Origin of the sequence: Novosphingobium sp. CF614 (genome assembly GCF_900113255.1) — a bacterium.
Classification (GTDB): Bacteria; Pseudomonadota; Alphaproteobacteria; order Sphingomonadales; family Sphingomonadaceae; genus Novosphingobium.
In genome coordinates this window covers 592,342-616,678 of record NZ_FOOR01000001.1, presented here as the reverse complement: position 1 = coordinate 616,678, position 24,337 = coordinate 592,342, and the positions used below count along the sequence as shown (strand labels likewise).

The following is a 24,337-nucleotide window of genomic DNA, read 5'->3' as shown; positions in this document are numbered from 1 at the left end:
AACACGCGTAATCCTGATCGGTGCAGCCATCGCTTCCTCCTCACTTGCGAGGAAAACAGCGAATCACACTCGGAAACCTACCGCAAGACCTCCTGAGTCAGTTGATCAAGCCGAGCGTATAAGTATTGGCTCGGTCGACTCCTGCCGGGCGCTGCTTCAGCGTCGCGATGGTCGCGTGACGGTCCTATCGATGATGTAGCGATGGTCGTGTTGATGGTCGCGCTTATGATCGGTGCGATGGTCGAGGGTTAGAATCCCGGCCTAGTGGAATAACTCTGGGGGGATCCCAGGGGGTAGCCTGCTGTGTCGGCTGCGGCTCGATCCCTATATTTTAGCGATTATAGGGATGGTGGCGCCTGGCCTGATGAATGGAATGCAGGTTTCAGAGAGTCGTATAGGGCTGTCGAACGGCAGCAATGTCGGCGGCAGCCGCCATGGTTCTTGCTGCCTAAACAAACGTCGGCTTATGCCACCTTGATGCCCGAAAGCGGCCGGGCCGGAATCCACCAGCCACGATATTGGCGGCTCGCTAGCGGGGTCCCTGAAAAGAGGTCGCTTGGTCAGCGCTGGGTCGCGAAAGCATCCTGCACAGCTACGCCCGGACACGGCGCGTGTCACAACGGGCAATCTTAGCTGTCAAAGGACAGGAAACTGGATGCCCCGCGAGGATTCGAACCTCGATAGACGGAATCAGAATCCGTAGTCTTACCATTAGACGACGGGGCAGTGAGGGCGCTCGTCTAGAGATGCTTGTGATTCGGGTCAAGCGGCTTGGATGCTGGTTGAACGGAGGCCTTGAGGCCGGGAAATCGCGGCTCTCCGGGAAAGCGCCTATCGGTGATGGGCCAGTTCACGTCGTGGCTGACGGAATGCCGGCGCACCTCGACGCGGCCATGGTCGCCATCGGTTGTCTGGAGATCATCGAGCCTGGCCGGCGCGGTGTCTTCGAAAATAGCGTGCGATCTCATCGTGAAGGCTGGGTTGGTTGTCCTTGATGGCGAGGAGATAGTCCCCGCCGCGATCGATGATCTTCCGAGCGATCCTGGTCTGGCAGCCCATGGCATCGATCGTGACCAGGGCCCCGATGAGCGCCAGACGCTCGAGCAATAGCGGAATGGCCGTGATCTCGTTGGACTTGGCCTCGCAGGCCTGCTGGCCGGGGACGAGACGCTGCCGGCTCGCCCAGGCCGAAACCATGTGCAGCGGCCCACGATCCTTGCCCCGATCATGGGTTCGGCGCGACGTCTTGCCATCGATCGCTACGAGCTCCGGTCCATCCACGTCGGCCATTGCCTCGCGAAGGCCGTCCACCCAATCGTTGAAGCATTGAGAGAAAAGATCGCCATCGATCGCGTTGATCACGTCGTTGAGCGTATCATGGCTCGGGATACCGTCCTTATACGGTAGAAAACGCCGCAAAAGCACCTGGTTGACACCAGCCCACCGCTGCATCTCAACGAAATCCTCGGCTCTCGCCAACGTCCCGCACAGCACCACCAGTAAAATCTCGGTCAGCGGATACAGCACCTTGCCCGACTGGCGCGGATCATCCAGCGCCGCAAAGTGATCGATCAACGATACAGGCGAAGGCGTGACCATCGGCAATGCTCCAACTCCAGGAGCCCCTATCAATCATAATTCACCCCGCCTCTGAAATCCCCTTCAGCGTCAACCCACCCTTCAAGCGATTGCCGTGCCTTGATGGAGGCCGCTCTTGCCCCTTTCCTCGCGGAAGGTTAGCATTGCTTTCAGGTGTCCGCTCAACTGGGGCGGAATGACATGAACGAGATTTGACACGATGGCGGAGTATGATCCGCCGGCAGCGAAAGTCGATGTACCGGGCCGTCCGGGACGACGGCGCAAGGGACGGAAGGGCAAGCCGTGCCCACCGACCGCCGGCACAGCCAAGGCGAAGGCGCGCCCACCAGGCGGCGCCCTGGCGCAAGAGGCGGGCATAGCGCCGCGCGATGATAGCGATTCCAGTCATGCCACCCCGGCGAGTCTGGGATCGGCGGGACAGGAACCTGCCAGGCAGGAGCCGGCGGGGCTGGAACCGCAGCGACAGGGCTCGCCGCGCCAGTCCTACGCCGCCATCGACCTTGGCACCAACAACTGCCGCCTGCTGATCGCCCGGCCCTCCGGCGAGAATTTCACGGTGATCGACGCCTTCAGCCGCGTGGTGCGGCTGGGCGAAGGACTGGCGCAGTCCGGCCGGCTGTCCGACGCGGCCATGGAGCGCACGCTGGCCGCGCTGCGGGTCTGCGCGGACAAGCTGATGCGCCGCAACGTCTACCTCGCCCGCTCGGTGGCGACCGAGGCCTGCCGCCGCGCGGAGAACGGCCCCGAATTCATCGAGCGCGTCCGCCGCGAGACCGGCATTGCGCTGGACATCATCAGCGCGCGCGAGGAAGCCCGGCTGGCCGTGCTGGGCTGCCACATCCTGCTGGAACAGGGCCCGGGCCCGGCGATGATCTTCGATATCGGCGGCGGCTCCACCGAACTGGTGCTGATCGAAAGCACCGACACCGTGCCGCGCATCCTCGATTGGCAGAGCGTGCCCTGGGGCGTCGTCTCGCTGACCGAGACCTGCGGGCCGGAGGGAGACTCCCGGGAAGAGCGGCTGGCGCGATATCGCCACATGCACGGCCTGGTTTCGGAAAGCTTCGCGGCCTTTTCCAAGCGGGTCACATCGGCGCGTGACGGTGCGGGACACCAGGGGTTGTTGCGCCTGCTTGGCACCAGCGGCACGGTTACCACGCTGGCCAGCCTCCATCTTGAGCTTCCGCAATACGATCGGCGCGTTGTCGACGGGCTGATCGTCCCCGCCGATTCGATGCGCGGGATCAGCTTGCGCCTGTCCACGATGACGATCGACGAGCGGCGCGAACTCAACTGCATCGGCCGCGAGCGGGCCGACCTCGTGGTTGCCGGCTGTGCGATCCTCGAGGCGATCCTGGATCTGTGGCCGGCGGCACGCCTGGGCGTGGCCGATCGCGGCATCCGCGAAGGCATCCTGCGCAGCCTGATCGCCTCGCATCGAAGCGGCCCCCGCCACGGGGAAGCACGCGGCCGGGATACGCGGGCGGTGAGCGAAAGCGTGCGCAAGGCCATGGCGCTGCGATGAGCCGGTCCGGACGCGATCCCGGCGAACGGCTGCGCACGGCCAAAAAGCGCTCGACAAGTTCGGCGCGCTGGCTGACGCGCCAGATCAACGACCCTTACGTGAAGAAGGCCAAGGTCGACGGCTACCGCAGCCGCGCCGCCTACAAGCTGGTCGAACTGGGCGAGAAGTTCGGCCTCTTCAAGGGTGTCGCCCGCGCCGTGGACCTTGGCATCGCGCCGGGCGGCTGGAGCCAGGTGCTGCGGATCAAATGCCCGAAGGCGAAGATCGTAGGCATCGATCTCCTGCCGACCGATCCGATCGAGGGTGTCACCATCTTCCAGATGGATTTCATGGCGGACGAGGCCCCCGCGGCGTTGCAGAGCGCTCTGGACGGACCGCCCGACCTGATTCTGTCCGACATGGCGGCCAATACGGTCGGGCACAAGCAGACGGACCATTTGCGGACCATGGGGTTGGTCGAAACGGCAGCGGATTTCGCGATTCAGACGCTGGCGCCGGGCGGGACTTTCGTCGCCAAGGTTCTTGCCGGGGGAACCGACACCGCGCTGCTGGGGCTGCTCAAGCGCCACTTCGCCAGCGTCAAGCACGCCAAGCCGCCCGCGAGCCGCAAGGATTCCTCGGAGTGGTATGTGATCGCCCAGGGCTTCAAAGGTTAGAGTGCCGACGTGATCCGCAGCCATGTGCCGGGGTTCCATCTTCACGACGCCCCTGTCGCCGATCGTTACATCAAGCTGTTCGGCAGCGATGCCTCGCAAAGCTGCGCACGCTCGACGTGGTGATCGAGCCCGGCGAGGTACTGTTCATCCCGATCGGCTGGTGGCACCAAGTCGAAGCGCTCGATTTCAGCGTCTCGATGACCTATACCAATTTTGTTTGGTCCGACGAGGGCTATCGTGAACATCCCGTGAGGCCATGAGGGCGGATGAGTGGGCCGCGCGTGGATAATGCGGGCCCGGACAAGCGAAAACGGTCCGCAGGCAACTCGGTGGAGCCTGCGGACCGTTTTCGACCGGCATTGCCGGATAGCGTGCTCAGTGCGCGGCGGCCTTGTCTGCCTCGGGGCTTGCCTCGGGCGCGGCGGCATCGCCCGCTGCTGCGGGAGCGGCGCCGGCGGCTGGCGCGGCAGGTAGCGGCAGGTTCGAACCCTGGGTGTTGAGCCAGGCGATCAGGTTGGCGCGGTCTTCAGGCTTGGACAGGCCCGCGAAGGTCATCTTGGTGCCCGGCGCGAAGGCCTTGGGGCTCTTGAGCCATTCGTTGAGCTTGGCGAAGTCCCAGTTGCCGCCCTTGCTCTTGAGCGCATCGGAGAACGCAAAGCCGCCCGCACCCTGGCCGATCCCCTCACCGACAATGCCGTGCAGGTTCGGGCCGATGCCGTTGGCGCCGCCCTGGTTGATCGTGTGGCACGAGGTGCACTTGGCGAAAGTCGCCTCGCCCTTGGCGACATCGGCGCTGGCGAGCAGGGTTTCGATCGGCACTTCCTTGCCGCCCGCGCCTTCTTCCGCGACACCCTCGATGGCATAGCCCATCTTCTCCGGGCGGTGATGCTTGTCGGCCTGAAAATACATCGAGCTGACGATGCTCAGGCCGAGCCCGACGATACCGGCGAAAAGCGTCCAGCCGGCGATGGTATTGAAACGATCATCCATTTCGAGAATGCCCCGCGGGAGAATGTTTAGCTCATGCGATTTGGCACGCGCTCTAGTGTCGGGCAGGCCCGAGCGCAAGAGCCATTGCGGATATCGCCCCATTGCCTAGACGATCAATGCCGCCTAATCGCGCGGGCATCATGCATTCCTATCCCGAACCCGCACAGGAACTGGTCGCGCGCATGGCCGCGGCCGCGGCCGCCGATCCCGCGCGCGCGATCGCACTGCAAGGCGCGCCAGGCTGCAACTCGCACCGGGCCGCGATTGAACACGATGCCGATTGCCTGCCGCTGCCTTGCTTTTCGTTCGAGGACGCACTCGACGCGGTCAAGGAGGGGCGCGCCGAACGGGCGATCATTCCGATCGAGAATTCGCAGCACGGGCGCGTCGCGGACATTCATTTCCTGCTGCCCGAGAGCGGCCTGTCGATCGTCGGCGAGCATTTCATGCCGATTCATCACGCGCTGATGGCATTGCGGAATGCCGATGGCGGGCTGGGCCCGTTCTCGGCGGCGTACAGCCATCCCCAGGCGCTCGGCCAGTCGCGTCGCTACTTGCGCGATCGCGGGATCGTGCCGATGGCCTATGCCGATACGGCGGGCGCCGCAGCCCTGGTGCGCGAGCAGGGGGACCCGGCCGCCTGCGCCATCGCCCCGATCCTGGCGGCCGAGCTCTACGGTCTCGAGGTCATCGAGAAGAACGTGGAGGACGCCGCCGACAACACCACCCGTTTCGTGGTGCTGGCCCGGGAGCCGCTCGATCCCCGCGAGCTCGAAGGGCAGCCGACGATGACGACCTTCATCTTCGAGGTGAAGAACATCCCGGCGGCGCTCTACAAGGCGCTGGGCGGCTTCGCCACCAACGGCGTCAACATGACCAAGCTGGAAAGCTACCAGATCGGGGCCAGCTTCGCGGCGACGACCTTCTATGCCGATATCGAAGGGGCACCCGGCGACCCGCGCGTGGACACGGCGATGCAGGAGCTGGCTTTCCACTGCAAGTACGTGCGCCCGCTCGGCAGCTATCGGCAGGCCCGGCCGCGCGGCTGACGGCAGGCCGGAACCGCATGCGGTTGCGGCAAGTTCATCGTGCCAGGCGCTTGCGCGGGATGGCACCGCGTGCCAATCATCCCACCGTGACGATTGCCGGGGGTCAGATCGCGAATGCGGCCGCAGCCAGCGATGCTGCGAGCGAAGCCACGGGCGACTGGGAAGCCGTGCGCCGCGCTTCCGATATCCAGTTTTCCCCGCTACCCCCGCCAAAGGCACCCGAGGTGCCGCAGCAGGTGCCCGAGTGGCTCAAGGCCCTGGGCCGCGCGCTGGAGGCGATCTTCGCACCGCTCGGGCGGCTGCTGGGTGTTTCGTGGCCGGTATTCCAGTGGGTGCTGATCGCGCTGGCGGTGCTTCTCGTCCTGTTCCTGCTCTGGCGCCTGGCCGGTCCGATGCTGGAAAACCGGCGCAAGGGGGATGAAGGCGACGCGCCCGGACGCTGGGCGCCCAGCCGCATCGAGGCCATGGCGCTGCTGGAGGACGCCGACCGGCTCGCCGGTGAGGGCCGGTTCGGCGAGGCGGCGCACCTGCTGCTCCGGCGCAGTATCGGGCATATCGCGGATGCCCGGCCGGATTGGCTGATACCGGCTTCCACCGCGCGCGAGATCGCGGTGCTGCCGATGCTGCCCGAAGCCGGGCGCCGTGCCTTCGCGACGATCGCCGAGCGCGTCGAACGCTGCCGCTTCGCGCTGCGCGATCTTGACGCGGCGGATTGGTCCGCCGCCCGCGCCGCCTATGCCGATTTCGCCCGCATCGAGCTGTCCGCATGAGCGCCGAACTGGACCGGAGCGGCGCTGTCGCGGTGGGCGCGAACCCGTTTTCGCGCGGCGCGGTGGTGGCGATCGTGCTGATCGGCTGCGCACTGTTCGTCGCGCTGTTGTGGATGATCGGCACCGGGACGGGCATGGGTTCGACCAATGACGGGCAGGCCCACGCGGGGGGCAAGGGGCTGACCGGCTACGCCGCGATGGCCGACTACCTTGAACGGCGGGGCTTCGCCGTGCGCCGCGCGCGCAACGAGGGCGCGCTCGACAAGCCCGGCCTGCTGATCCTGACCCCGCCGGCCCATGCCGAGGGCGAGAAGATCGAAGAGATCGTCTCCGCGCGCCGCTACATGGGGCCGACCTTGGTGATAACTCCGAAGTGGCTGGCACTGCAGCCCAGTCGCGACCAGGAGGGCGCGAAAACCGGCTGGGTGCGCCTGGTCGGCACCCAGGGTCCGGAATGGCGGGGATTCCTGGATGACGTGACGGTCGAAGTCGGCCAGGTCGACGCCAATGGCCAGCGGGCAAGATGGCGCGGCCTTGGCCTTGCGGGAACCTTGCCGGATCGGGAAAACCTGTTGTGGGGCAGGGGAGACCGGCTTGTTCCGCTCGTCAACGAGCAGGACGGGCGGATCCTTGCCGCGCTGGTCGACGATGGCGGCACTGATGAAGACCTCTACCCGCTGGTGATCGTCTTCGAGCCGGACTTGCTCAACAACTATGGCATGGCCGATCGCGGCAGCGCGCGGCTGCTCGACTTGCTGATCCCGGCGATGGAAGTGGATCCGGGCGGACCCGTCACTTTCGACCTGACGCTCAATGGCTTCGGCCGGTCCGACAACCTGCTGACGCTTGCTTTCACGCCGCCGTTCCTTGCCGCCACGCTGTGCCTGCTGCTGGCCACGGTAATCACCGCCTGGCGCGCTTTCCTGCGGTTCGGCCCGCCGCTCGCGCCGGACCGGGTGATCGCTTTCGGCAAGCGGGCGCTGGTCGCCAATTCCGCCGGGTTGGTGCGCCGTTCGCGCCGGTTGCATCTGCTGGCCGGGCCTTATGCGGACCGTGCCCGCGATCGGCTGGTCCAGGCCCTGGCACTGCCGCGCACGCTGGATTCGGAGCGTGCCGGCGCGGCGATCGACCGCGCGCTGGCCTCGCGCAGTCCCGAGGCCGAACCCTTTACCGCGATCGTCGCGCGCCTGAAGGCGGCGCGCCGGCCGCACGACCTCCTGAAAGCCGCGCGCGATCTTCACGCGCTCGAAAGGATGCTGATCCGATGACCGAGACCGAAACCCTCAGCCTGCCCGACGTGGCGAGCCTGGCCGATGCGATTCGCGGCCAGATCGCCAAGGCCGTGGTTGGCCAGGCCGAGACCATCGACCACTTGCTGATCGCCCTGATGGCGCGCGGGCACGTGCTGCTCGAAGGCCCGCCGGGAACCGCCAAGACGTTCCTGGCGCAATGCTTCGCGGCCACGCTCGGGCTCGATTTCGGCCGCATCCAGTTCACGCCGGACCTGATGCCGGGCGATATCCTGGGTTCCAACTTGTTCAATTTCCAGACCAGCCAGTTCACCCTGACGCACGGCCCGATCTTCTGCGACCTGCTGCTGGCCGACGAAATCAACCGCACCCCGCCCAAGACCCAGGCGGCGCTGCTCGAGGCGATGCAGGAACGCCGGGTCACGCTCGACGGCAGCGCGCATCCGCTGCCCGCGCATTTCACCGTGGTCGCGACGCAGAACCCGATCGAGAGCCAAGGCGTCTATCCCCTGCCAGAGGCCCAGTTGGACCGCTTCCTGTTCAAGCTGCTGGTCGGCTATCCCAGCATCGAGGAGGAATGCCGCATCGTTACCCGCTACGGCCAGAATCGCGGCGCGCCGAGCCCGGCCGAGATGGGTGTCGCCGCGGTGACCACCCCGGCGCGGCTCGAAGCGGCGACCCTGGCGGTGGCGGGCGTGACCCTGGCCGAGAGCGTCACCGACTATATCGTGCGGCTGGTGCGCGCGACGCGCGAAAGCCCCGACCTGTCGAGCGGCGCCAGCCCCCGCGCGGCGGTGCTGCTGGCCGGGGCGGCCCGGGCCCGCGCCGCGCTGGAAGGCAGGGACTATGTGGTGCCCGACGATGTCAAGGCGCTGGCCGGCAGCGTGCTGCGCCATCGGCTGTTGCTCAGTCCGGCCGCCGAGATCGAGGGCAAGCAGGTGGAGCAGCTCGTGGAACAACTGGTCGAGCAGACCGAGGCGCCCCGGTAAGGCGCCAGGCAGGCATGAGCGTTCGCCTCGCCCCGATCGTCCCGACCGCCCGCGCGGCCATGCTGCTGGCGCTGGCGGCACCGGTCGCGCTGGTGATCGCGGCGACTCGCCCGGACGCCTGGGTGATCGCGCCGCTGGCCGGAATCGTGGTGTTCGCGCTCTTGCTGATCGATGCATTGATGGCCGGGCGGCTGGAGGACCTGCGCGTCACGGTGCCCGGCGATGTCGAAGTGGGGGCCGAACAATCGCTGGGCGCATGGGTGCGGCTGGGCGGCGGGTGGCCCTCGGCCCTGCAAGTCGCGCTCGAATGCGATCCGCGCCTGGCGCCGGGCGGACGCATGACGTTCGGCCTCGCGCATGAAGCCGGCGAATGGCGCGGTTCCGGCACGTTCACGCCGGCACGTCGGGGAACCGGCCGCGTCAGCCGCGCATGGCTGCGCTGGACCGGGCCGCTGGGGCTCGGCGCCCGGCAGCTGCTGGGCGATCTCGACGAGGAAATACGCGTCTGGCCCAATATCGCCGCCGTCCGTTCCCCGGCCTTGCAGGCGTTCCTCAAGGATGCCCAGTTCGGCCTGATCGCCCGGCGCATGCGCGGCGAGGGCGCGCAGTTCGAATCGCTGGCCGAATACCAGCCGGGGATGGACCGTCGCCGTATCGACTGGAAAGCCTCGGCCCGGCACGTCCACCTCTATGCCAAGGAATACGAGACGGAGCGCAACAACCAGATCGTCCTCGCCTTCGACTGCGGCCAGGCGATGTGCGAGCCGATCCAGGGCATGCCCCGGCTCGACCGGGCGGTCTCGGCGGCCCTGGCGACCGCCTATGTCGCGCTCAAGGGGGGAGACCGGGTGGCGCTGTTCGGGTTCGCCTCGCGGCCGGAAGTCTCGACGCCCTTCGTTACCGCGTCGAGCGCGTTCCACCGCCTCCAGCGCGCCGCCGCCAGCCTCGAATACCGCGCGGAGGAGCCCAACTTCACCTTCGCGCTGGCCACGCTGGCGGGCAGGCTGCAGCGCCGTTCGCTGATCGTGGTGTTCTCCGACTTCACCGATCCCACCAGCGCCGAACTGATGATCGAGAGCATCGGCCGGCTCGTGTCGCGCCATGTCGTGATCTTCGTGACCATGGCCGACGACGAACTGGAGACGCTTTCCGCGGCGCCGCCGGACGATCTGGAGGCCCTGTCGGAAGCGGTTTCGGCCGATCTCCTGCTGCGCCAGCGCGCGCTTGTAACCCGGCGCTTGCAGCAGATCGGGGTCGACGTGGTGGAAGCCCCGTTCGACCGGATTGGCACGCGCCTGCTCGACGCCTATCTCGAGGTCAAGCGATCGGGAGCGATCGGATGAACGCCGCCGTTTCCAGCTCTTCCTGGTCCGCGATCGAAACCGCCGCGCTGCGTTCCGATCGCTTCCGGCTCGACCGCGAGGCCGACTGGAAGCGGCTCGAAGCAATCGTCACGCGCATGGAGAAAGGCCGCCTGCGCGGCGTTTCGGACGAGGACCTGCTGGCGCTGCCGGGGCTTTACCGCACCGTCGCCTCCAGCCTGTCGATCGCCCGCGAAACGTCGCTCGATGCCGCGACGCTGGCCTATCTGGAGGCGTTGGTGCAGCGCGCCTGGTTCATCGTCTATGGGCCGCGCAGTTCGCTCTGGGAGTGGCTGCGTGGTTTTCTCGGCGGCGGCTGGAGCGCGGCGGTGCGCGCGATCTGGCTGGACGTGGTGATCGCCCTGGCGGTGATGGTCGCGGGAACGGTGGTCGGCTGGCTGCTCGTCAGCCATGATCCGGAGTGGTACTTCTCGCTGGTCGGACGCGGCATGGCGGGGGACCGTGTACCGGGCGCGAGCGTCCAGGAGCTGCACGGCACGCTGTTCGGCCTGTCGAAGGAAAACGGCATGAGCGTTTTCGCCGCGCAGCTGTTCAGCAACAACGCCCAGGTCGCGATTCTCGCCTTCGCGCTCGGCTTTGCCTTCGGAGTGCCCTCGCTGCTGCTGCTGGTGCAGAACCTGGCGGTGCTGGGGGCGATGGCCTGGCTCTACCACGGCGCCGGGCTCACGCTCGATTTCGCGGGCTGGATCGCCGTTCATGGCACCACCGAACTCTTCGCGATCCTGCTGGCGGGCGCGGCGGGGCTGCATATCGGCCGCTCGCTGGCGTTTCCGGGCAATCGCCCGGTGCTCCAGGCCGCCGCCGAAGCCGGGCGCCGCGCCGCGCTGGTCATGACCGGCGTGGTCTTGATGCTGGTGATAGCCGCGCTGCTGGAAGGCTTCGCCCGCCAGCTGGTGGACCAGACTTTCGGCCGCCTGGTGATCGGGGGCTTCATGCTGGCGCTGTGGAGCGCCTACTTCTTCGCGTTCCGGGGCAATGCCGATTCCGCGACGCGCGTGGAACGGCGGCGATGAGCGCCGCTCCCACCCGCCTGCGCCGCTGGGGCAAGGATCGCATCCTGGTGACGCCCGAGGGGATCGCGCTGCCGGTCACCGTCGCCAGCCGGGGCGCGCGGCTGGGGGCACTGATCCTGGACCTGATCTTCATCGTGGTGCTGATGATCGGTTCCACGCTGGCGCTCGCGGCGATCGGCGGCGGCGTGGCCGGTCTTGGCCGGGAATTGCGCAGCGGCTCGGCGGCGGGCCAGGCGCTGCAATTCCTGGTGATCGTGTGGATCGTCATCATGTTCCTGTTCCGCAACGCCTATTTCCTGTTCTTCGAGCTCGGCCCGCGCGGCGCGACGCCCGGCAAGCGGATGACCGGCATTCGCATCGCCGCGCGCGATGGCGGGCGACTGACCGCGGAAATGGTCATCGCCCGCAATCTTCTGCGCGATATCGAGCTGTTCCTGCCGATCGTCTTCATCGCCTCGGCCGGGGTGGACAGCGGCTGGGCATGGCTGGCGGCCACCGCGTGGTTCCTGATCTTCATGCTGTTCCCGCTGTTCAACCGCGACGCCCTGCGCGCGGGTGACGTGATCGCCGGAAGCTGGGTGCTGGAACGGCCGCGCCAGAAGCTGGAAGCGGCGATGTCGGTCGCCCGCGATGCCGCGCTCGGTCCCGCGATCGAGGCGGCACGCCGCGGCTACCAGTTCGAGGAAGCCGAACTGGCGGTCTACGGTGAATTCGAACTCCAGGCGCTCGAACGCGTCCTGCGCGAGGATCGCCAGCAATCGATCGAGACGGTCTACCAGACCATTGCCGAAAAGATCGGCCGCAACGACGGCTGGAACGACGAGAAAGCCTTCCTGGAGGCCTATTATACCCAGTTGCGGGCAAGGCTGGAAAGCGGCATGCGGATGGGGCGGCGCAAGGCCGACAAGTTTTCGTAAAGGCAGGTTTTCTCAAGGGACGCCGATGATCGATGACCTGAGGATCATTGCTGACGACCTGACCGGAAAGGACGTGCTTGCCCTGCTGCAACTGCACCTGGATGAGATGCATCGGTGGTCGCCGGCCTGCAAGGTTCACGCCCTGCCGGCAGAGCGGCTGCGGCAGAGCGACGTGACCTTCTTTTCGGCCTGGGACGGCGAGCGCCTGGCCGGCTGCGGCGCGATCAAGCACCTGGGCGACCGGCACGGTGAATTGAAGTCGATGCGCGCCGCGCCGGAATATCGCGGCAAGGGTGTCGGCAAGGCGATCCTGTTGCGCCTGATCGAGGAAGCCCGTGCGCGCGGCTATACGCGGGTCAGCCTCGAGACCGGGCGCCCGGAGCCGTTCCAGCCGGCCCGGCGCCTCTATGAGGCCCACGGCTTCGTCGAATGCCCGCCATTCGGCGATTACCTCTCGGATGACTTTTCGATGTGCATGACCAAGGTGATATGATGGACTTGCGACCCGCGATCCTCGCCGATGCCGGTGCCCTCGCCGAATTGGGCGCGCGCAGCTTTACGGAAAAGTTCGGCCAGCTCTATCGGCCGGAAGACCTGGCGGCGTTTCTGGCGCAATCACATAGCGAGGCCAAGGTCGCCGGGGAGATCGCCGATCCGGCCATGCGCGTGATGCTGGCCGAGCGGGATGGCGCGCTGCTGGGCTACTGCAAGCTCGTTATGGATTGCGGCTGGCCCGAGCATGTGCGGGGGCGACGCGCGATCGAACTCAAGCAGCTCTACACCGATCCAGAGGTCACCGGGCAGGGCATCGGCGCGCGGCTGATGGACTGGGCGTTGGATGAGGCGCGCCGGTTCGGTGCCGACGAGATCCAGCTCTCGGTCTACAGTGGGAACCTCGGCGCGCAGAAGTTCTACCATCGCTACGGCTTCGACAAAGCCGCAGACATCCACTTCATGGTCGGCAAGCAGCGCGACGAGGAGTTCCTGTTCGCCCGGATGGTGTGACCAGATGGTGAGAATCGCCGCCTTGCGCAAACCGGCTTCAAACGGTCACGCCGAGCGCCTATAGCAGCGCCATGTCCTCGATCAGACCCTGGCGCGACATAGAGCGCCGCAAGAGCCGCCAGATCATGGTCGGCAGCGTGCCCGTCGGCGGCGATGCGCCGATCACCGTGCAGACGATGACCAACACGCCCACGTCCGACGCGGCGGCAACGATCGACCAGATCCGCCGCTGCGAGGATGCCGGGGCCGATCTCATCCGCGTTTCCTGCCCCGATGTCGAAAGCACCGCCGCCTTCCGCGAGATCGCCCGCGCCGCGCGCGTGCCGCTGATCGCCGACATCCATTTCCACTACAAGCGCGCGCTCGAGGCCGCCGACGCGGGCGCGGCGTGCCTGCGCATCAATCCCGGCAACATCGGCTCCGGCGAGCGTGTCGCCGAAGTGGTGCGCGCGGCCAAGGCCAATGGCTGTGCGATCCGCATCGGCGTCAACGCCGGCAGCCTCGAGAAGGACCTGCTCGAAAAGTACGGCGAGCCCTGCCCGGAGGCGCTGGTGGAATCGGCGCTCGACCATATCAGGCTGCTGCAGGACCACGATTTCCACGAATACAAAGTGGCGGTGAAGGCCTCCGACGTGTTTCTCGCGGTTGCCGCTTACCAGGGGCTGGCCGATGCGGTGGATTGCCCGTTGCATCTCGGCATTACCGAGGCGGGCGGGCTGATCGGCGGCACCGTCAAGTCCTCGATCGGCATCGGCAACCTGCTCTGGGCCGGCATCGGCGATACCTTGCGCGTTTCGCTCTCGGCCGAGCCGGAGGAGGAAGTGCGCGTCGGTTTCGAGATCCTGAAGAGCCTTGGCCTGCGCACGCGCGGCGTGCGCGTCGTCTCGTGCCCGTCCTGCGCGCGGCAGGGCTTCGACGTGATCCGCACCGTGGAGGCGCTGGAAGCCCGCCTGCAACACATCAAGACTCCGCTGTCGCTCTCGGTGCTCGGCTGTGTCGTCAATGGCCCGGGCGAGGCGCGGGAAACCGACATCGGCATTACCGGCGGCGGCAACGGCAAGCACATGGTCTATCTCTCGGGCGTGACGGACCATCATGTGCAGAGCGAGAACATGCTCGATCACATCGTCGCGCTGGTCGAGGCCAAGGCGGCGGAGATCGAGGCAGCCGAAGCGCTGGAGGCAGAGGCGGCCGAGTAACGGGGCAGCCGCGAAGCGGTTCACCCGGGCTCGTAGGCCTTGGGTACGAGCAGCGCGGCCGCGGTGCTGTTGCCGGTCACCGAAGGATCGCGTGGGTCGGTGGCGGGGGTGAGGGTGGCGGGATCGAGGATCGTGTCGAGCCCGTCGCGGACCTGCTCGATGGTAAGGTCGGGCTCATCGATCCCCGTGGTCATGCAGATCTGGCGTGAGGAGACTTTGCCGCCGCCGGCGTGAAACAGCATGCCGCTCACCTCGCAGGCCTCATGGGCGAGGTAGGCGACCGCCGGCGAGACGAGGGCGGGGCGGAAATCGTGCTCGTAGGCGCGGCGCTTCTCGGGATCGGGGATGGTGAAATGGCGTGATCCGTTGCGGGTCGCCGCCCCCGGGCTCAGCGCGTTGACCTTGATGCCGCGGCTGGCGCCTTCGACCGCGAGGCCGCGGGTCAGTCCGAAGATGCCGAACTTGGCGGCGCCGTAGACGGTCATGCCGTTCATACCCATCATCCCGCCCGAGGTGGTGTTGACGATGCGGCCATAGCCGGCGGCCTGCATCGGTTTCCACACCGCGCGCGACATCCAGATCGCGCCCATCAGGTGGACCTCGACCATGGTGCGGATATCGACCGAGGTGATTTCGTCGAACCCGGCGAGGAAGCCCACGCCGGCGTTGTTGACGAGGATGTCGATCCGGCCCCAGCGATCGAGCGCGGTCTGCACCACGGCGGCGGCGCTCGCCTCGTCGGCGACGCTGTGGGTGTCGGCCACGGCCTCGCCTCCGGCCGCGACGATCTCGGCCGCCACTGCTTCGGCGCTGGCGGGCACGCGGTCGCTGCCGAGCGGCTCCTTGCTGAGATCGTTCACCACCACGCGCGCGCCGCGCTCCGCCAGCAGCATGGCATGCGCCCGGCCGAGCCCGGGGTTGCCGCCCGCCCCGGTGACGATGGCGACTTGTCCGTCGAACCGAAGCCTGTCCATCGCTCTCTTCCTCCCCAAGTGTTGTTGCAAGTGTTGTTGTCCGGAAACGATTATGCACGGTTCGCCGCGCGCGGGAAGGCTTTGAGCGCGGTGCGGCCAGCCGCGCCGAGGGCAACCAGCGTCGGCACCCAGGAAAAAGCCCCGCCGGATCGCTCCGGCGGGGCCATTTTCCTGGCTGTCAGGGGAAAAGGCTTACTCGACCTCGTCGCCCTTGATGAGGTAGTCGCCCGCATCGGCGTCGGTGCCGTGGGTCTCGCCCTCGACCGCCGCCAGCGGATCGTCGCCCAGGTCGTCGAGCGGATCGCGGCGCCGTTCGGCCTCGCGCTCTTCTTCCGCCGAATTGGCGGCGACGAGCGCATCCTGCATGCGGCGATAGGACGCGCGCAGGGCGGCGTCGCGGCTGGAGGCCGCCACGCGCACGCGGTTCATGCCGGCGCCGGTGCCAGCCGGGATGAGCCGGCCGACGATGACGTTTTCCTTCAGGCCGATCAGCGAGTCCTTCTTGCCCTCGACCGCCGCCTGGGTGAGCACCCGGGTGGTTTCCTGGAACGAGGCCGCCGAGATGAACGAGCGCGTCTGCAACGAGGCCTTGGTGATGCCGAGCAGCACCGGCTTGCCTTCGGCCGGCTTCTGGTCCGGCTTCAGCTTGGCGTTGTACTCGTTCATCTCCTCGTAGTCGACCTGCTCGCCGGCCAGCAGCGTGGTATCGCCGCCGTCGGTGATCTCGACCTTCTGCAGCATCTGGCGAACGATCACCTCGATGTGCTTGTCGTTGATCTTCACGCCCTGCAAGCGATAGACTTCCTGGATTTCCGCGACGAGATATTCCGCGAGCGCCTCGACGCCGAGGACCTCCAGGATGTCGTGCGGGTCGGGCGAGCCCGAGATCAGGTTGTCGCCCTTCTTGACATAGTCGCCTTCCTGGACGTCGATGACGCGGCTCTTGGGGATCAGGTACTCGATCGGATCGCCTTCTTCCGGGATGATCGCGATCTTGCGCTTGGCCTTGTAGTCGCGCACGAACTCGATGCGGCCCGAGATCTTGGCGATGATCGAGTTGTCCTTCGGCTTGCGGGCCTCGAACAGTTCGGCGACGCGCGGCAGACCGCCGGTGATGTCGCGCGTCTTGGCGGCTTCGCGGCTGGCGCGGGCGATGATGTCGCCCGCCTCGACCTGCTGGCCGTCCTCGACCGAGAGCGTGGTGCCCGGCGCCATCATGTAGCGCGCGGTCTCGCCCGAGGCCTCGTCGAGAAGGGTGATGCGCGGACGCAGGTCTTCCTTCTTCTTCGAGCGGCTGGACGAGCGATCCTCGGTGACGACGCGGCTGGTCATGCCGGTCGCATCGTCGGTCTGCTCGGTCAGCGTGCGCGAATCGATCAGGTCCTGATACTTCACCACGCCCGAGGTTTCGGTGATGATGGGCAGGGTGAACGGGTCCCACTCGGCCAGGCGTTCGCCTTCCTTCACCGCCGCGCCATCGGTGTGGAGCAGCACGGTGCCGTAAGGCACGCGGTGAATCGCGCGCTCGCGGCCCTCGCTGTCGAACACCACGACTTCGCCGTTGCGGGCCAGCGACAGCCGGCGCCCGCGCTTGTCGAGGATCGTCGGGATGTCGCGGTACTCGACCTTGCCGGTGCAGATCGATTCCAGGTGGCTGGTTTCGTTGAGCTGCGCGGCGCCGCCGATGTGGAAGGTACGCATGGTCAGCTGCGTGCCCGGCTCACCGATCGACTGCGCGGCGATGACGCCTACAGCCTCGCCGATGTTCACCGGCGTACCGCGGGCGAGGTCGCGCCCGTAGCACTTGCCGCAGACGCCCTGCGTCGCCTCGCAGACCAGTGGCGAGCGGATGCGCGCCGCCTGAATGCCGGTCGCCTCGATCGCGGCCACGGCCGGTTCGTCGAGGAGCTGGCCATTGGCGGCCACGACATTGCCTTCCTTGTCGACGATGTCCTCGGCCAGGGTGCGGCCGAGGATGCGTTCGGCGAGCGAGGCGATGGTCGAGCCGCCCTGCACGATCGAGCGCATTTCGAGCGCGCGTTCGGTCCCGCAGTCGTCGATCACGACGACGCAGTCCTGCGACACGTCGACCAGGCGGCGGGTCAGGTAGCCCGAGTTCGCCGTCTTGAGCGCGGTATCGGCCAGGCCCTTGCGGGCGCCGTGGGTCGAGTTGAAGTATTCAAGGACGGTCAGGCCTTCCTTGAAGTTCGAGATGATCGGAGTCTCGATGATCTCGCCCGAAGGCTTGGCCATCAGGCCGCGCATGCCGGCAAGCTGCTTCATCTGCGCCGGGCTGCCGCGGGCGCCGGAGTGGCTCATCATGTAGATCGAGTTGATCTGCGCCATGCGGCCGGTTTCCGGATCGATCGGCTGGGCCCGGATCTCGTCCATCATGGCGTTCGCCACCTGGTCGCCGCAGCGGCTCCAGGCGTCGATCACCTTGTTGTACTTTTCCTGCTGGGTGATGAGGCCGTCCTGGTACTGCTGCTCGTAGTCGGCGACCAGCTCCTTGGTTTCGGCGACCAGCGCCACCTTCGAATCGGGGATAATCATGTCATCCTTGCCGAAGGAGATGCCGGCCTTGAAGGCGTGGCGGAAGCCCAGCGACATGATGGCGTCGGCGAACAGCACGGTGTCCTTCTGGCCGGTGTGGCGATAGACTTGGTCGATGACGTCGCCGATCTCCTTCTTGGTGAGGAGACGGTTGACCACATCGAAGGGCACCGTGTGGCTCTTGGGCAGGCACTCGCCGATCAGCATGCGGCCAGGAGTGGTCTGGAACCGCTTCATGTACTGCTGGCCCTGCTCGTCGGTCTGGGGCACGCGGGCCTCGATCTGCGAGTGCAGCGTCACCGCGCCGACATGCAGCGCCTGGTGCACTTCGGCCATGTCGCCGAACTTCATGCCTTCGCCCGGCTCGCCGGTGCGGTCCATCGACAGGTAGTAGAGGCCCAGCACCATGTCCTGCGAAGGAACGATGATCGGCTTGCCGTTGGCGGGCGAGAGGATGTTGTTGGTCGACATCATCAGCACGCGCGCTTCGAGCTGGGCTTCCAGCGAAAGCGGCACGTGGACGGCCATCTGGTCACCGTCGAAGTCGGCGTTGAAGGCCGAGCAGACGAGCGGGTGCAGCTGGATCGCCTTGCCTTCGATCAGCACGGGTTCGAAGGCCTGGATGCCGAGGCGGTGGAGCGTCGGCGCGCGGTTCAGCATCACCGGGTGCTCGCGGATCACCTCGTCCAGGATGTCCCAGACTTCCTTGCGCTCCTTCTCCACCCACTTCTTGGCCTGCTTGAGGGTCATCGAAAGACCCTTGGCGTCGAGGCGGGCATAGATGAAGGGCTTGAACAGCTCGAGCGCCATCTTCTTGGGCAACCCGCACTGGTGCAGCTTCAGCTCCGGACCGGTGACGATCACCGAACGGCCCGAATAGTCGACGCGCTTGCCAAGCAGGTTCTGGCGGAAGCGGCCCTGCTTGCCCTTGAGCATGTCGGACAGCGACTTGAGCGGGCGCTTGTTGGCGCCGGTGATGACGCGGCCGCGGCGGCCGTTGTCGAACAGCGCGTCGACCGCTTCCTGCAGCATGCGCTTTTCGTTGCGCACGATGATGTCCGGCGCGCGCAGTTCGATCAGGCGCTTGAGGCGATTGTTGCGGTTGATGACGCGGCGATAGAGGTCGTTGAGGTCGGAAGTCGCGAAGCGGCCGCCGTCCAGCGGCACCAGCGGGCGCAGCTCGGGCGGGATGACCGGCACGACGTCAAGGATCATCCACTCGGGGCGGTTGCCCGAATCGATGAAGGATTCGACCACCTTGAGGCGCTTGATGATCTTCTTGGGCTTGAGTTCCGACTTGGTGGTCTCAAGCTCCTGGAGAAGGTCGGCGCGTTCCTGCTCAAGGTCGAGGTTCATCAGCATGTGCTTGACGGCCTCGGCGCCGATGCCGGCCGAGAAGGCGTCCTCGCCGTACTCGTCCTGGGCGTCGAGCATCTCGTCTTCGGTGAGCAGCTGGTACTTCTCGAGCGGGGTCAGGCCCGGCTCGGTCACGATGTAGCTTTCGAAGTAGAGCACGCGCTCAAGCAGCTTGAGCTGCATGTCGAGCAGCAGGCCGATGCGGCTCGGCAGCGACTTCAGGAACCAGATATGCGCCACCGGCGCGGCCAGCTCGATGTGGCCCATGCGCTCGCGGCGGACCTTGGTGACGGTGACCTCGACGCCGCACTTCTCGCAGACGACGCCCTTGTACTTCATGCGCTTGTACTTGCCGCAAAGGCACTCGTAGTCCTTCACCGGGCCGAAGATGCGCGCGCAGAACAGGCCGTCACGCTCGGGCTTGAACGTGCGGTAGTTGATGGTTTCCGGCTTCTTGATCTCGCCGAAGGACCAGGAGCGGATGCGCTCGGGGCTGGCGAGACCGATCTGGATCTGATCGAAGGTCTCGGGCTTCGCCATCTGGTTCGTGAACTTGGTCAGGTCGTTCATAGCTTTATCCCTCTAGAGGGTGAAATTCAGTTCGCGGCAGCGCGAAGGCGGATTGCTGAGACCGCGCCGATCACGCCGAACAAGACGAGCATCGTACCCAGAGGGATACGTCCGGCGCCGGGGCTAATCGCCAGGACCAGCACGCCTACCAGCGTGCAAATCCCGGCCATCGCCGCTGCCTTGCTCGACTTGCGCATCGTTTACTCCGCCGCGATCGCCACGCCGTCGTCATCGTCGGTCGTATCGATCGAGGACAATTCGACGTTGAGGCCCAGCGAGCGCATTTCCTTGACGAGCACGTTGAAGCTCTCCGGAATGCCGGCCTCGAAAGTGTCGTCGCCCTTGACGATCGCTTCGTAGACCTTGGTGCGGCCGACCACGTCGTCGGACTTCACCGTCAGCATTTCCTGCAAGGTATAGGCCGCGCCGTAGGCCTGGAGCGCCCAGACCTCCATTTCGCCGAAGCGCTGGCCGCCGAACTGCGCCTTGCCGCCCAGCGGCTGCTGGGTGACGAGGCTGTAGGGGCCGATCGAGCGGGCGTGGATCTTGTCGTCGACCAGGTGGTGGAGCTTCAGCATGTAGATGATGCCCACGGTCACCTTGCGGTCGAACTTGTCGCCCGTGCGTCCGTCGTAGAGGTCGGACTGGCCCGACTTGTCGAGGCCGGCCAGCGCCAGCATGTCGGCGACGTCGGCTTCCACCGCGCCGTCGAACACCGGAGTGCCCATCGGCACGCCCTTGGTGACGTTTTCGGCCAGCTCGAGCAGCGAAGCCGTGTCGCGGCTGTCGATGTCGGCGGCATAGTGGGTGCCGTAGATCGTCTTGAGGCGTTCGCGCACGGCTTCCGGCGGGGCGCCGGCTTCCGGGTCGGGATTGGCGTGACGCCAGTCTTCGAGCGCCTGCTTGATCTGCTGGCCCAGCCCGCGTGCGGCCCAGCCCAGGTGGGTCTCGAAGATCTGCCCGACGTTCATGCGCGAAGGCACGCCCAGCGGGTTGAGCACGAGATCGACCGGGGTGCCGTCTTCGAGGAAAGGCATGTCCTCGATCGGCAGGATGCGGCTGATGACGCCCTTGTTGCCGTGGCGGCCGGCCATCTTGTCGCCGGGCTGGAGCTTGCGCTTCACCGCGACGAAGACCTTGACCATCTTGAGCACGCCGGGGGCGAGTTCGTCACCGCGCTCGAGCTTTTCCTTGCGGTCCTCGAACTTCTCCTGGATCGCCTTGACGGTAGCGTCGTACTGCGCCTTCACCGCTTCGAGCTGCGACTGCATGTGGTCGTCGGCGACGGCGAATTTCCACCACTCGTGCCGCTCGGCCTCGCCGAGGACTTCCTCGGTGATCTCGATGCCCTTCTTCACGCCCTTGGGCGCCGAAGCGGCGACTTGGCCGATCAGCATTTCCTGCAGGCGGTTGTAGGTCGCGCGGTTGAGGATCGCGCGCTCGTCCTCGCGGTCCTTGGCGAGGCGTTCGATTTCCTCGTTCTGGATCGCGCGGGTACGGTCGTCGATCTCGATGCCGTGGCGGTTGAACACCCGCACGTCGACGATGGTGCCCGAAACGCCCGGCGGCAGGCGCAGCGAGGTGTCGCGCACGTCGCTGGCCTTCTCGCCGAAGATGGCGCGCAGGAGCTTTTCCTCCGGCGTCATCGGGCTTTCGCCCTTCGGCGTGATCTTGCCGACGAGGATGTCACCCGGGTGCACTTCGGCGCCGACGTAGACGATGCCCGCTTCGTCGAGGTTGCGCAGTGCTTCCTCGCCGACGTTCGGGATGTCGCGGGTGATGTCTTCCGGGCCCAGCTTGGTGTCGCGGGCCATCACCTCGAATTCGTCGATATGGATCGACGTGAACACGTCGTCCTTCACGATCCGTTCGGAGATGAGGATGGAGTCCTCGTAGTTGTAGCCGTTCCAGGGCATGAACGCGACGAGGCTGTTGCGGCCCAGCGCCAGTTCGCCCAGCTCGGTCGAGGGGCCGTCGGCGATGATGTCGCCGGCCTCGACGAAGTCACCCACCTTCACCAGCGGACGCTGGTTGATGCAGGTCGACTGGTTCGAGCGCTCGAACTTCTGCAGGCGGTAGATGTCGACGCCCGACTTGCCCGGCTCGATGTCGCCGCTGGCGCGGATGACGATACGCGTCGCGTCGACCTGGTCGACCACGCCCCCGCGGATCGCCGAGATGGCGGCGCCGGAATCGCGTGCGACGGTTTCTTCCATGCCGGTGCCCACGAACGGCGCGTCGGCCTTGACCAGCGGCACCGCCTGGCGCTGCATGTTCGAACCCATCAGCGCGCGGTTGGCGTCGTCGTTCTCAAGGAAGGGAATGAGCGAGGCGGCGACCGAGACGAGCTGCTTGGGCGAAACGTCCATCAGCGTGATCTGGTCGCGCGGGCTCATCACGAACTCGCCGTTCTGGCGGGCCGAAACCAGTTCCTCGACGAACGAGCCTTCGGCGTTGGTTTCGGCCGAAGCCTGCGCCACGGTGTGCTTCTGCTCTTCCATCGCCGAAAGGTAGACGACGTCGCCGCTGACCTTGCCGTCCAGCACCTTGCGGTAGGGCGTCTCGATGAAGCCGTACTTATTGACGCGGGCGAAAGTCGAAAGCGAGTTGATAAGGCCGATGTTCGGCCCTTCCGGCGTTTCGATCGGGCAGATGCGGCCATAGTGGGTCGGATGGACGTCGCGGACTTCGAAGCCGGCGCGCTCGCGGGTAAGGCCGCCCGGCCCGAGGGCCGAGACGCGCCGCTTGTGCGTGACTTCGGAAAGCGGGTTGGTCTGGTCCATGAACTGCGAGAGCTGCGAGGAGCCGAAGAACTCGCGAACGGCCGCCACGGCGGGCTTGGCGTTGATGAGGTCGTTGGGCATCACGGTCGATACGTCGACCGAGCTCATGCGTTCCTTGACGGCGCGCTCCATGCGCAGCAGGCCGACGCGGTACTGGTTTTCCAGCAGTTCGCCCACCGAACGCACGCGGCGGTTGCCGAGGTTGTCGATGTCGTCGATCTCGCCCTTGCCGTCCTTGAGGTTCACCAGTTCCTTGACCACGGCGAGGATATCCTCGGTGCGCAGGGTGGTGACGGTATCCTCGGCGTCGAGGCCCAGGCGCATGTTCAGCTTGACGCGGCCGACCGCGGAAAGGTCGTAGCGATCGGAATCGAAGAACAGGCCGTCGAACAGCGCTTCGGCGGTTTCCTTCGTCGGCGGCTCGCCCGGGCGCATGACCTTGTAGATGGCTTCAAGGCCCATCTCGCGGTTCTCGGCCTTGTCGGCCTTCATGGTGTTGCGGATCCACGGGCCGGTGTTGACGTCGTCGATGTCGAGCAGGTCGAGTTGGTCGATGCCCGCCTTGTCGAGCGCCTCGAGATTCTCGGGCGAGACTTCATCGCCCGCTTCGATCCAGATGCGGCCGGTGCTCTCGTCGATCAGATCCCTGGCCGAATAGCGGCCGAAGATTTCCTCGGTCGGGATGAGCAGTTCCTCGAGGCCGTCCTTCAGCGCCTTGTTGGCGGCGCGTGGGGAGATCTTCTGGCCGGCCGGGAAGATCACTTCGCCCGACTTGGCATCGACGATGTCGAACGCCGGCTTCGCGCCGCGCCAGGCTTCGGGCACGTAAGGCAGGCGCCAGCCGCCCTCTCCGCGCTTCCAGGTCACGGTCTCGTAGAAATAGTCGAGGATCTGCTCGCTATCGAGGCCGAGCGCATAGAGCAGCGCGGTAACCGGAAGCTTGCGCTTGCGGTCGATGCGGACGTTGACGATGTCCTTGGCGTCGAACTCGAAGTCCAGCCACGAACCACGATAGGGGATCACGCGGGCGGCGAAGAGGAACTTGCCGGAGGAATGGGTCTTGCCCCGGTCGTGGTCGAACAGCACGCCCGGCGAACGGTGCATCTGCGAAACGATCACGCGCTCGGTGCCGTTGATGAAGAAAGTGCCGTTTTCGGTCATGAGCGGCATGTCGCCCATGTAGACGTCCTGCTCCTTGATATCGAGGACGGAGCGGGTCTGGGTTTCCTGGTCGACCTCGAACACGATCAGCCGCAGGGTGACCTTCATCGGCGCGGCGTAAGTGATGCCGCGCTGGCGGCACTCGGTCACGTCGTACTTCGGCTCTTCCAGCTCGTAGTGGACGAAGTCCAGTTCGCTGGTGCCGGCGAAGTCGCGGATCGGGAAGACCGAACGCAGCGTCTTTTCCAGGCCCGAGACGTAGCCGATCGAGGGATCGGAGCGCAGGAACTGCTCGTAGCTCTCGCGCTGGACCTCGATGAGGTTGGGCATCTGGACGACTTCGTGGATGTCGCCGAAGATCTTGCGGATCCGCTTCTTGGCGGAACGGCGGGTTTCGAGGGGCTTGGTCGCCATGTGGGGTTCTTGCCTCTTCGCTTCTCAAGGGGCCGATTCGCGAGGGGATCGGCCCGGAAAAATGTCGTCATCGCGAGAACGTGATATTCCGCCCGTGGGACGGAACCACCCGCAACGCGAAAAGGCCGCCCGGCGCGCGGAATCCCTGGTGGGAAGCCGATGCGGCCGTCAGCCTTCTACGT

The 24,337-nt window shown here is 66.3% G+C and carries 18 protein-coding genes, 1 tRNA gene and 1 pseudogene; 13 read left to right on the top strand and 7 right to left on the bottom strand.

Going from position 1 to position 24,337, the window contains the following annotated elements:
* Positions 1-652: 652 nt before the first annotated feature.
* Together BM052_RS02895 and BM052_RS02890 are read right to left on the bottom strand one after the other, a co-directional pair.
* A tRNA-Gln gene (locus tag BM052_RS02895) sits at positions 653-726 on the bottom strand.
* Positions 727-767: 41 nt separating this feature from the next.
* A pseudogene (locus tag BM052_RS02890) lies at positions 768-1,599 on the bottom strand (ISAs1 family transposase); the annotation flags it as partial.
* 199 nt (positions 1,600-1,798) lie between these two features.
* Here BM052_RS02890 and BM052_RS02885 point away from each other — a divergent pair.
* The 3 genes from BM052_RS02885 to BM052_RS20400 all read left to right on the top strand — a co-directional run bounded on the left by BM052_RS02885 (position 1,799) and on the right by BM052_RS20400 (position 4,040).
* Complete coding sequence (locus BM052_RS02885; RefSeq protein WP_091142943.1) at positions 1,799-3,124, top strand: Ppx/GppA phosphatase family protein; 1,326 nt, start codon at positions 1,799-1,801, stop codon at positions 3,122-3,124.
* On the top strand, positions 3,121-3,780 hold the full coding sequence (locus tag BM052_RS02880) for an RlmE family RNA methyltransferase (RefSeq protein ID WP_091142940.1): 660 nt from the start codon (positions 3,121-3,123) through the stop codon (positions 3,778-3,780). Before BM052_RS02885 ends, BM052_RS02880 begins: the two co-directional genes overlap by 4 nt.
* Before the next feature lie 116 nt (positions 3,781-3,896).
* The gene (locus BM052_RS20400) at positions 3,897-4,040 is read left to right on the top strand and encodes a cupin-like domain-containing protein (protein ID WP_218151502.1); all 144 of its coding nucleotides are present in this window, start codon (positions 3,897-3,899) and stop codon (positions 4,038-4,040) included.
* A 115-nt stretch (positions 4,041-4,155) separates the two neighbouring features.
* Here BM052_RS20400 and BM052_RS02870 read toward each other — a convergent pair whose 3' ends face one another.
* On the bottom strand, positions 4,156-4,770 hold the full coding sequence (locus BM052_RS02870; protein WP_091142935.1) for a c-type cytochrome: 615 nt from the start codon (positions 4,768-4,770) through the stop codon (positions 4,156-4,158).
* Positions 4,771-4,910: 140 nt separating this feature from the next.
* On the opposite strand from BM052_RS02870, the gene BM052_RS02865 reads away from it, so the two are divergent.
* From BM052_RS02865 to ispG, 10 genes are all read left to right on the top strand, one after another.
* On the top strand, positions 4,911-5,819 hold the full coding sequence (locus BM052_RS02865; protein ID WP_091143061.1) for a prephenate dehydratase: 909 nt from the start codon (positions 4,911-4,913) through the stop codon (positions 5,817-5,819).
* Positions 5,820-5,878: 59 nt separating this feature from the next.
* Positions 5,879-6,589: a hypothetical protein gene (locus BM052_RS02860; RefSeq protein ID WP_091142933.1), complete on the top strand. Its 711-nt coding sequence runs from the start codon at positions 5,879-5,881 to the stop codon at positions 6,587-6,589.
* Positions 6,586-7,857, top strand: a complete 1,272-nt coding sequence (locus tag BM052_RS02855; RefSeq protein ID WP_091142932.1) for a hypothetical protein — start codon at positions 6,586-6,588, stop codon at positions 7,855-7,857. The genes BM052_RS02860 and BM052_RS02855 overlap by 4 nt, the downstream gene beginning before the upstream one ends.
* A complete protein-coding gene (locus BM052_RS02850; protein ID WP_091142930.1) occupies positions 7,854-8,828 on the top strand; it encodes an AAA family ATPase in 975 nt (324 codons plus the stop codon). Before BM052_RS02855 ends, BM052_RS02850 begins: the two co-directional genes overlap by 4 nt.
* A gap of 14 nt (positions 8,829-8,842) precedes the next feature.
* Positions 8,843-10,171 (top strand): DUF58 domain-containing protein, encoded by a 1,329-nt coding sequence (locus BM052_RS02845; protein ID WP_091142928.1) that lies wholly within the window; start codon positions 8,843-8,845, stop codon positions 10,169-10,171.
* Positions 10,168-11,223, top strand: a complete 1,056-nt coding sequence (locus BM052_RS02840) for a stage II sporulation protein M (protein WP_091142925.1) — start codon at positions 10,168-10,170, stop codon at positions 11,221-11,223. The genes BM052_RS02845 and BM052_RS02840 overlap by 4 nt, the downstream gene beginning before the upstream one ends.
* Entirely contained in the window at positions 11,220-12,140 is a 921-nt protein-coding gene (locus BM052_RS02835) for an RDD family protein (RefSeq protein WP_091142922.1), read from the top strand. Before BM052_RS02840 ends, BM052_RS02835 begins: the two co-directional genes overlap by 4 nt.
* A 25-nt stretch (positions 12,141-12,165) precedes the next feature.
* Positions 12,166-12,633: a GNAT family N-acetyltransferase gene (locus BM052_RS02830; protein ID WP_091142919.1), complete on the top strand. Its 468-nt coding sequence runs from the start codon at positions 12,166-12,168 to the stop codon at positions 12,631-12,633.
* Positions 12,633-13,145 carry a GNAT family N-acetyltransferase gene (locus BM052_RS02825; protein WP_091142918.1) on the top strand — a complete coding sequence of 171 codons (513 nt, stop codon included), beginning with the start codon at positions 12,633-12,635 and terminating at the stop codon, positions 13,143-13,145. The genes BM052_RS02830 and BM052_RS02825 overlap by 1 nt, the downstream gene beginning before the upstream one ends.
* 71 nt (positions 13,146-13,216) lie before the next feature.
* Positions 13,217-14,344, top strand: a complete 1,128-nt coding sequence (gene ispG, locus BM052_RS02820; protein ID WP_091142915.1) for a flavodoxin-dependent (E)-4-hydroxy-3-methylbut-2-enyl-diphosphate synthase — start codon at positions 13,217-13,219, stop codon at positions 14,342-14,344.
* 20 nt (positions 14,345-14,364) lie between these two features.
* On the opposite strand, the gene BM052_RS02815 is transcribed toward ispG, so the two are convergent.
* The 4 genes from BM052_RS02815 to rpoB form a co-directional block, all read right to left on the bottom strand.
* Positions 14,365-15,318: an SDR family NAD(P)-dependent oxidoreductase gene (locus tag BM052_RS02815; protein WP_091142913.1), complete on the bottom strand. Its 954-nt coding sequence runs from the start codon at positions 15,316-15,318 to the stop codon at positions 14,365-14,367.
* Positions 15,319-15,510: 192 nt separating this feature from the next.
* Positions 15,511-19,797 (bottom strand): DNA-directed RNA polymerase subunit beta', encoded by a 4,287-nt coding sequence (gene rpoC, locus BM052_RS02810; protein WP_091142911.1) that lies wholly within the window; start codon positions 19,795-19,797, stop codon positions 15,511-15,513.
* A gap of 26 nt (positions 19,798-19,823) precedes the next feature.
* Entirely contained in the window at positions 19,824-19,994 is a 171-nt protein-coding gene (locus BM052_RS19800) for a hypothetical protein (RefSeq protein WP_177198295.1), read from the bottom strand.
* A 3-nt stretch (positions 19,995-19,997) separates the two neighbouring features.
* Positions 19,998-24,155 carry a DNA-directed RNA polymerase subunit beta gene (gene rpoB / locus BM052_RS02805; RefSeq protein ID WP_091142909.1) on the bottom strand — a complete coding sequence of 1,386 codons (4,158 nt, stop codon included), beginning with the start codon at positions 24,153-24,155 and terminating at the stop codon, positions 19,998-20,000.
* Between the last annotated feature and the right edge of the window lie 182 nt (positions 24,156-24,337).

Coding starts and splice junctions, on each gene's coding strand:
- BM052_RS02885 (WP_091142943.1), top strand. CDS start 1,799: ATGGCGGAGTATGATCCGCCGGCAGCGAAAGTCGATGTACCGGGCCGT.
- BM052_RS02880 (WP_091142940.1), top strand. CDS start 3,121: ATGAGCCGGTCCGGACGCGATCCCGGCGAACGGCTGCGCACGGCCAAA.
- BM052_RS02870 (WP_091142935.1), bottom strand. CDS start 4,770: ATGGATGATCGTTTCAATACCATCGCCGGCTGGACGCTTTTCGCCGGT.
- BM052_RS02865 (WP_091143061.1), top strand. CDS start 4,911: ATGCATTCCTATCCCGAACCCGCACAGGAACTGGTCGCGCGCATGGCC.
- BM052_RS02860 (WP_091142933.1), top strand. CDS start 5,879: ATGGCACCGCGTGCCAATCATCCCACCGTGACGATTGCCGGGGGTCAG.
- BM052_RS02855 (WP_091142932.1), top strand. CDS start 6,586: ATGAGCGCCGAACTGGACCGGAGCGGCGCTGTCGCGGTGGGCGCGAAC.
- BM052_RS02850 (WP_091142930.1), top strand. CDS start 7,854: ATGACCGAGACCGAAACCCTCAGCCTGCCCGACGTGGCGAGCCTGGCC.
- BM052_RS02845 (WP_091142928.1), top strand. CDS start 8,843: ATGAGCGTTCGCCTCGCCCCGATCGTCCCGACCGCCCGCGCGGCCATG.
- BM052_RS02840 (WP_091142925.1), top strand. CDS start 10,168: ATGAACGCCGCCGTTTCCAGCTCTTCCTGGTCCGCGATCGAAACCGCC.
- BM052_RS02835 (WP_091142922.1), top strand. CDS start 11,220: ATGAGCGCCGCTCCCACCCGCCTGCGCCGCTGGGGCAAGGATCGCATC.
- BM052_RS02830 (WP_091142919.1), top strand. CDS start 12,166: ATGATCGATGACCTGAGGATCATTGCTGACGACCTGACCGGAAAGGAC.
- BM052_RS02825 (WP_091142918.1), top strand. CDS start 12,633: ATGGACTTGCGACCCGCGATCCTCGCCGATGCCGGTGCCCTCGCCGAA.
- ispG (WP_091142915.1), top strand. CDS start 13,217: ATGTCCTCGATCAGACCCTGGCGCGACATAGAGCGCCGCAAGAGCCGC.
- BM052_RS02815 (WP_091142913.1), bottom strand. CDS start 15,318: ATGGACAGGCTTCGGTTCGACGGACAAGTCGCCATCGTCACCGGGGCG.
- rpoC (WP_091142911.1), bottom strand. CDS start 19,797: ATGAACGACCTGACCAAGTTCACGAACCAGATGGCGAAGCCCGAGACC.
- BM052_RS19800 (WP_177198295.1), bottom strand. CDS start 19,994: ATGCGCAAGTCGAGCAAGGCAGCGGCGATGGCCGGGATTTGCACGCTG.
- rpoB (WP_091142909.1), bottom strand. CDS start 24,155: ATGGCGACCAAGCCCCTCGAAACCCGCCGTTCCGCCAAGAAGCGGATC.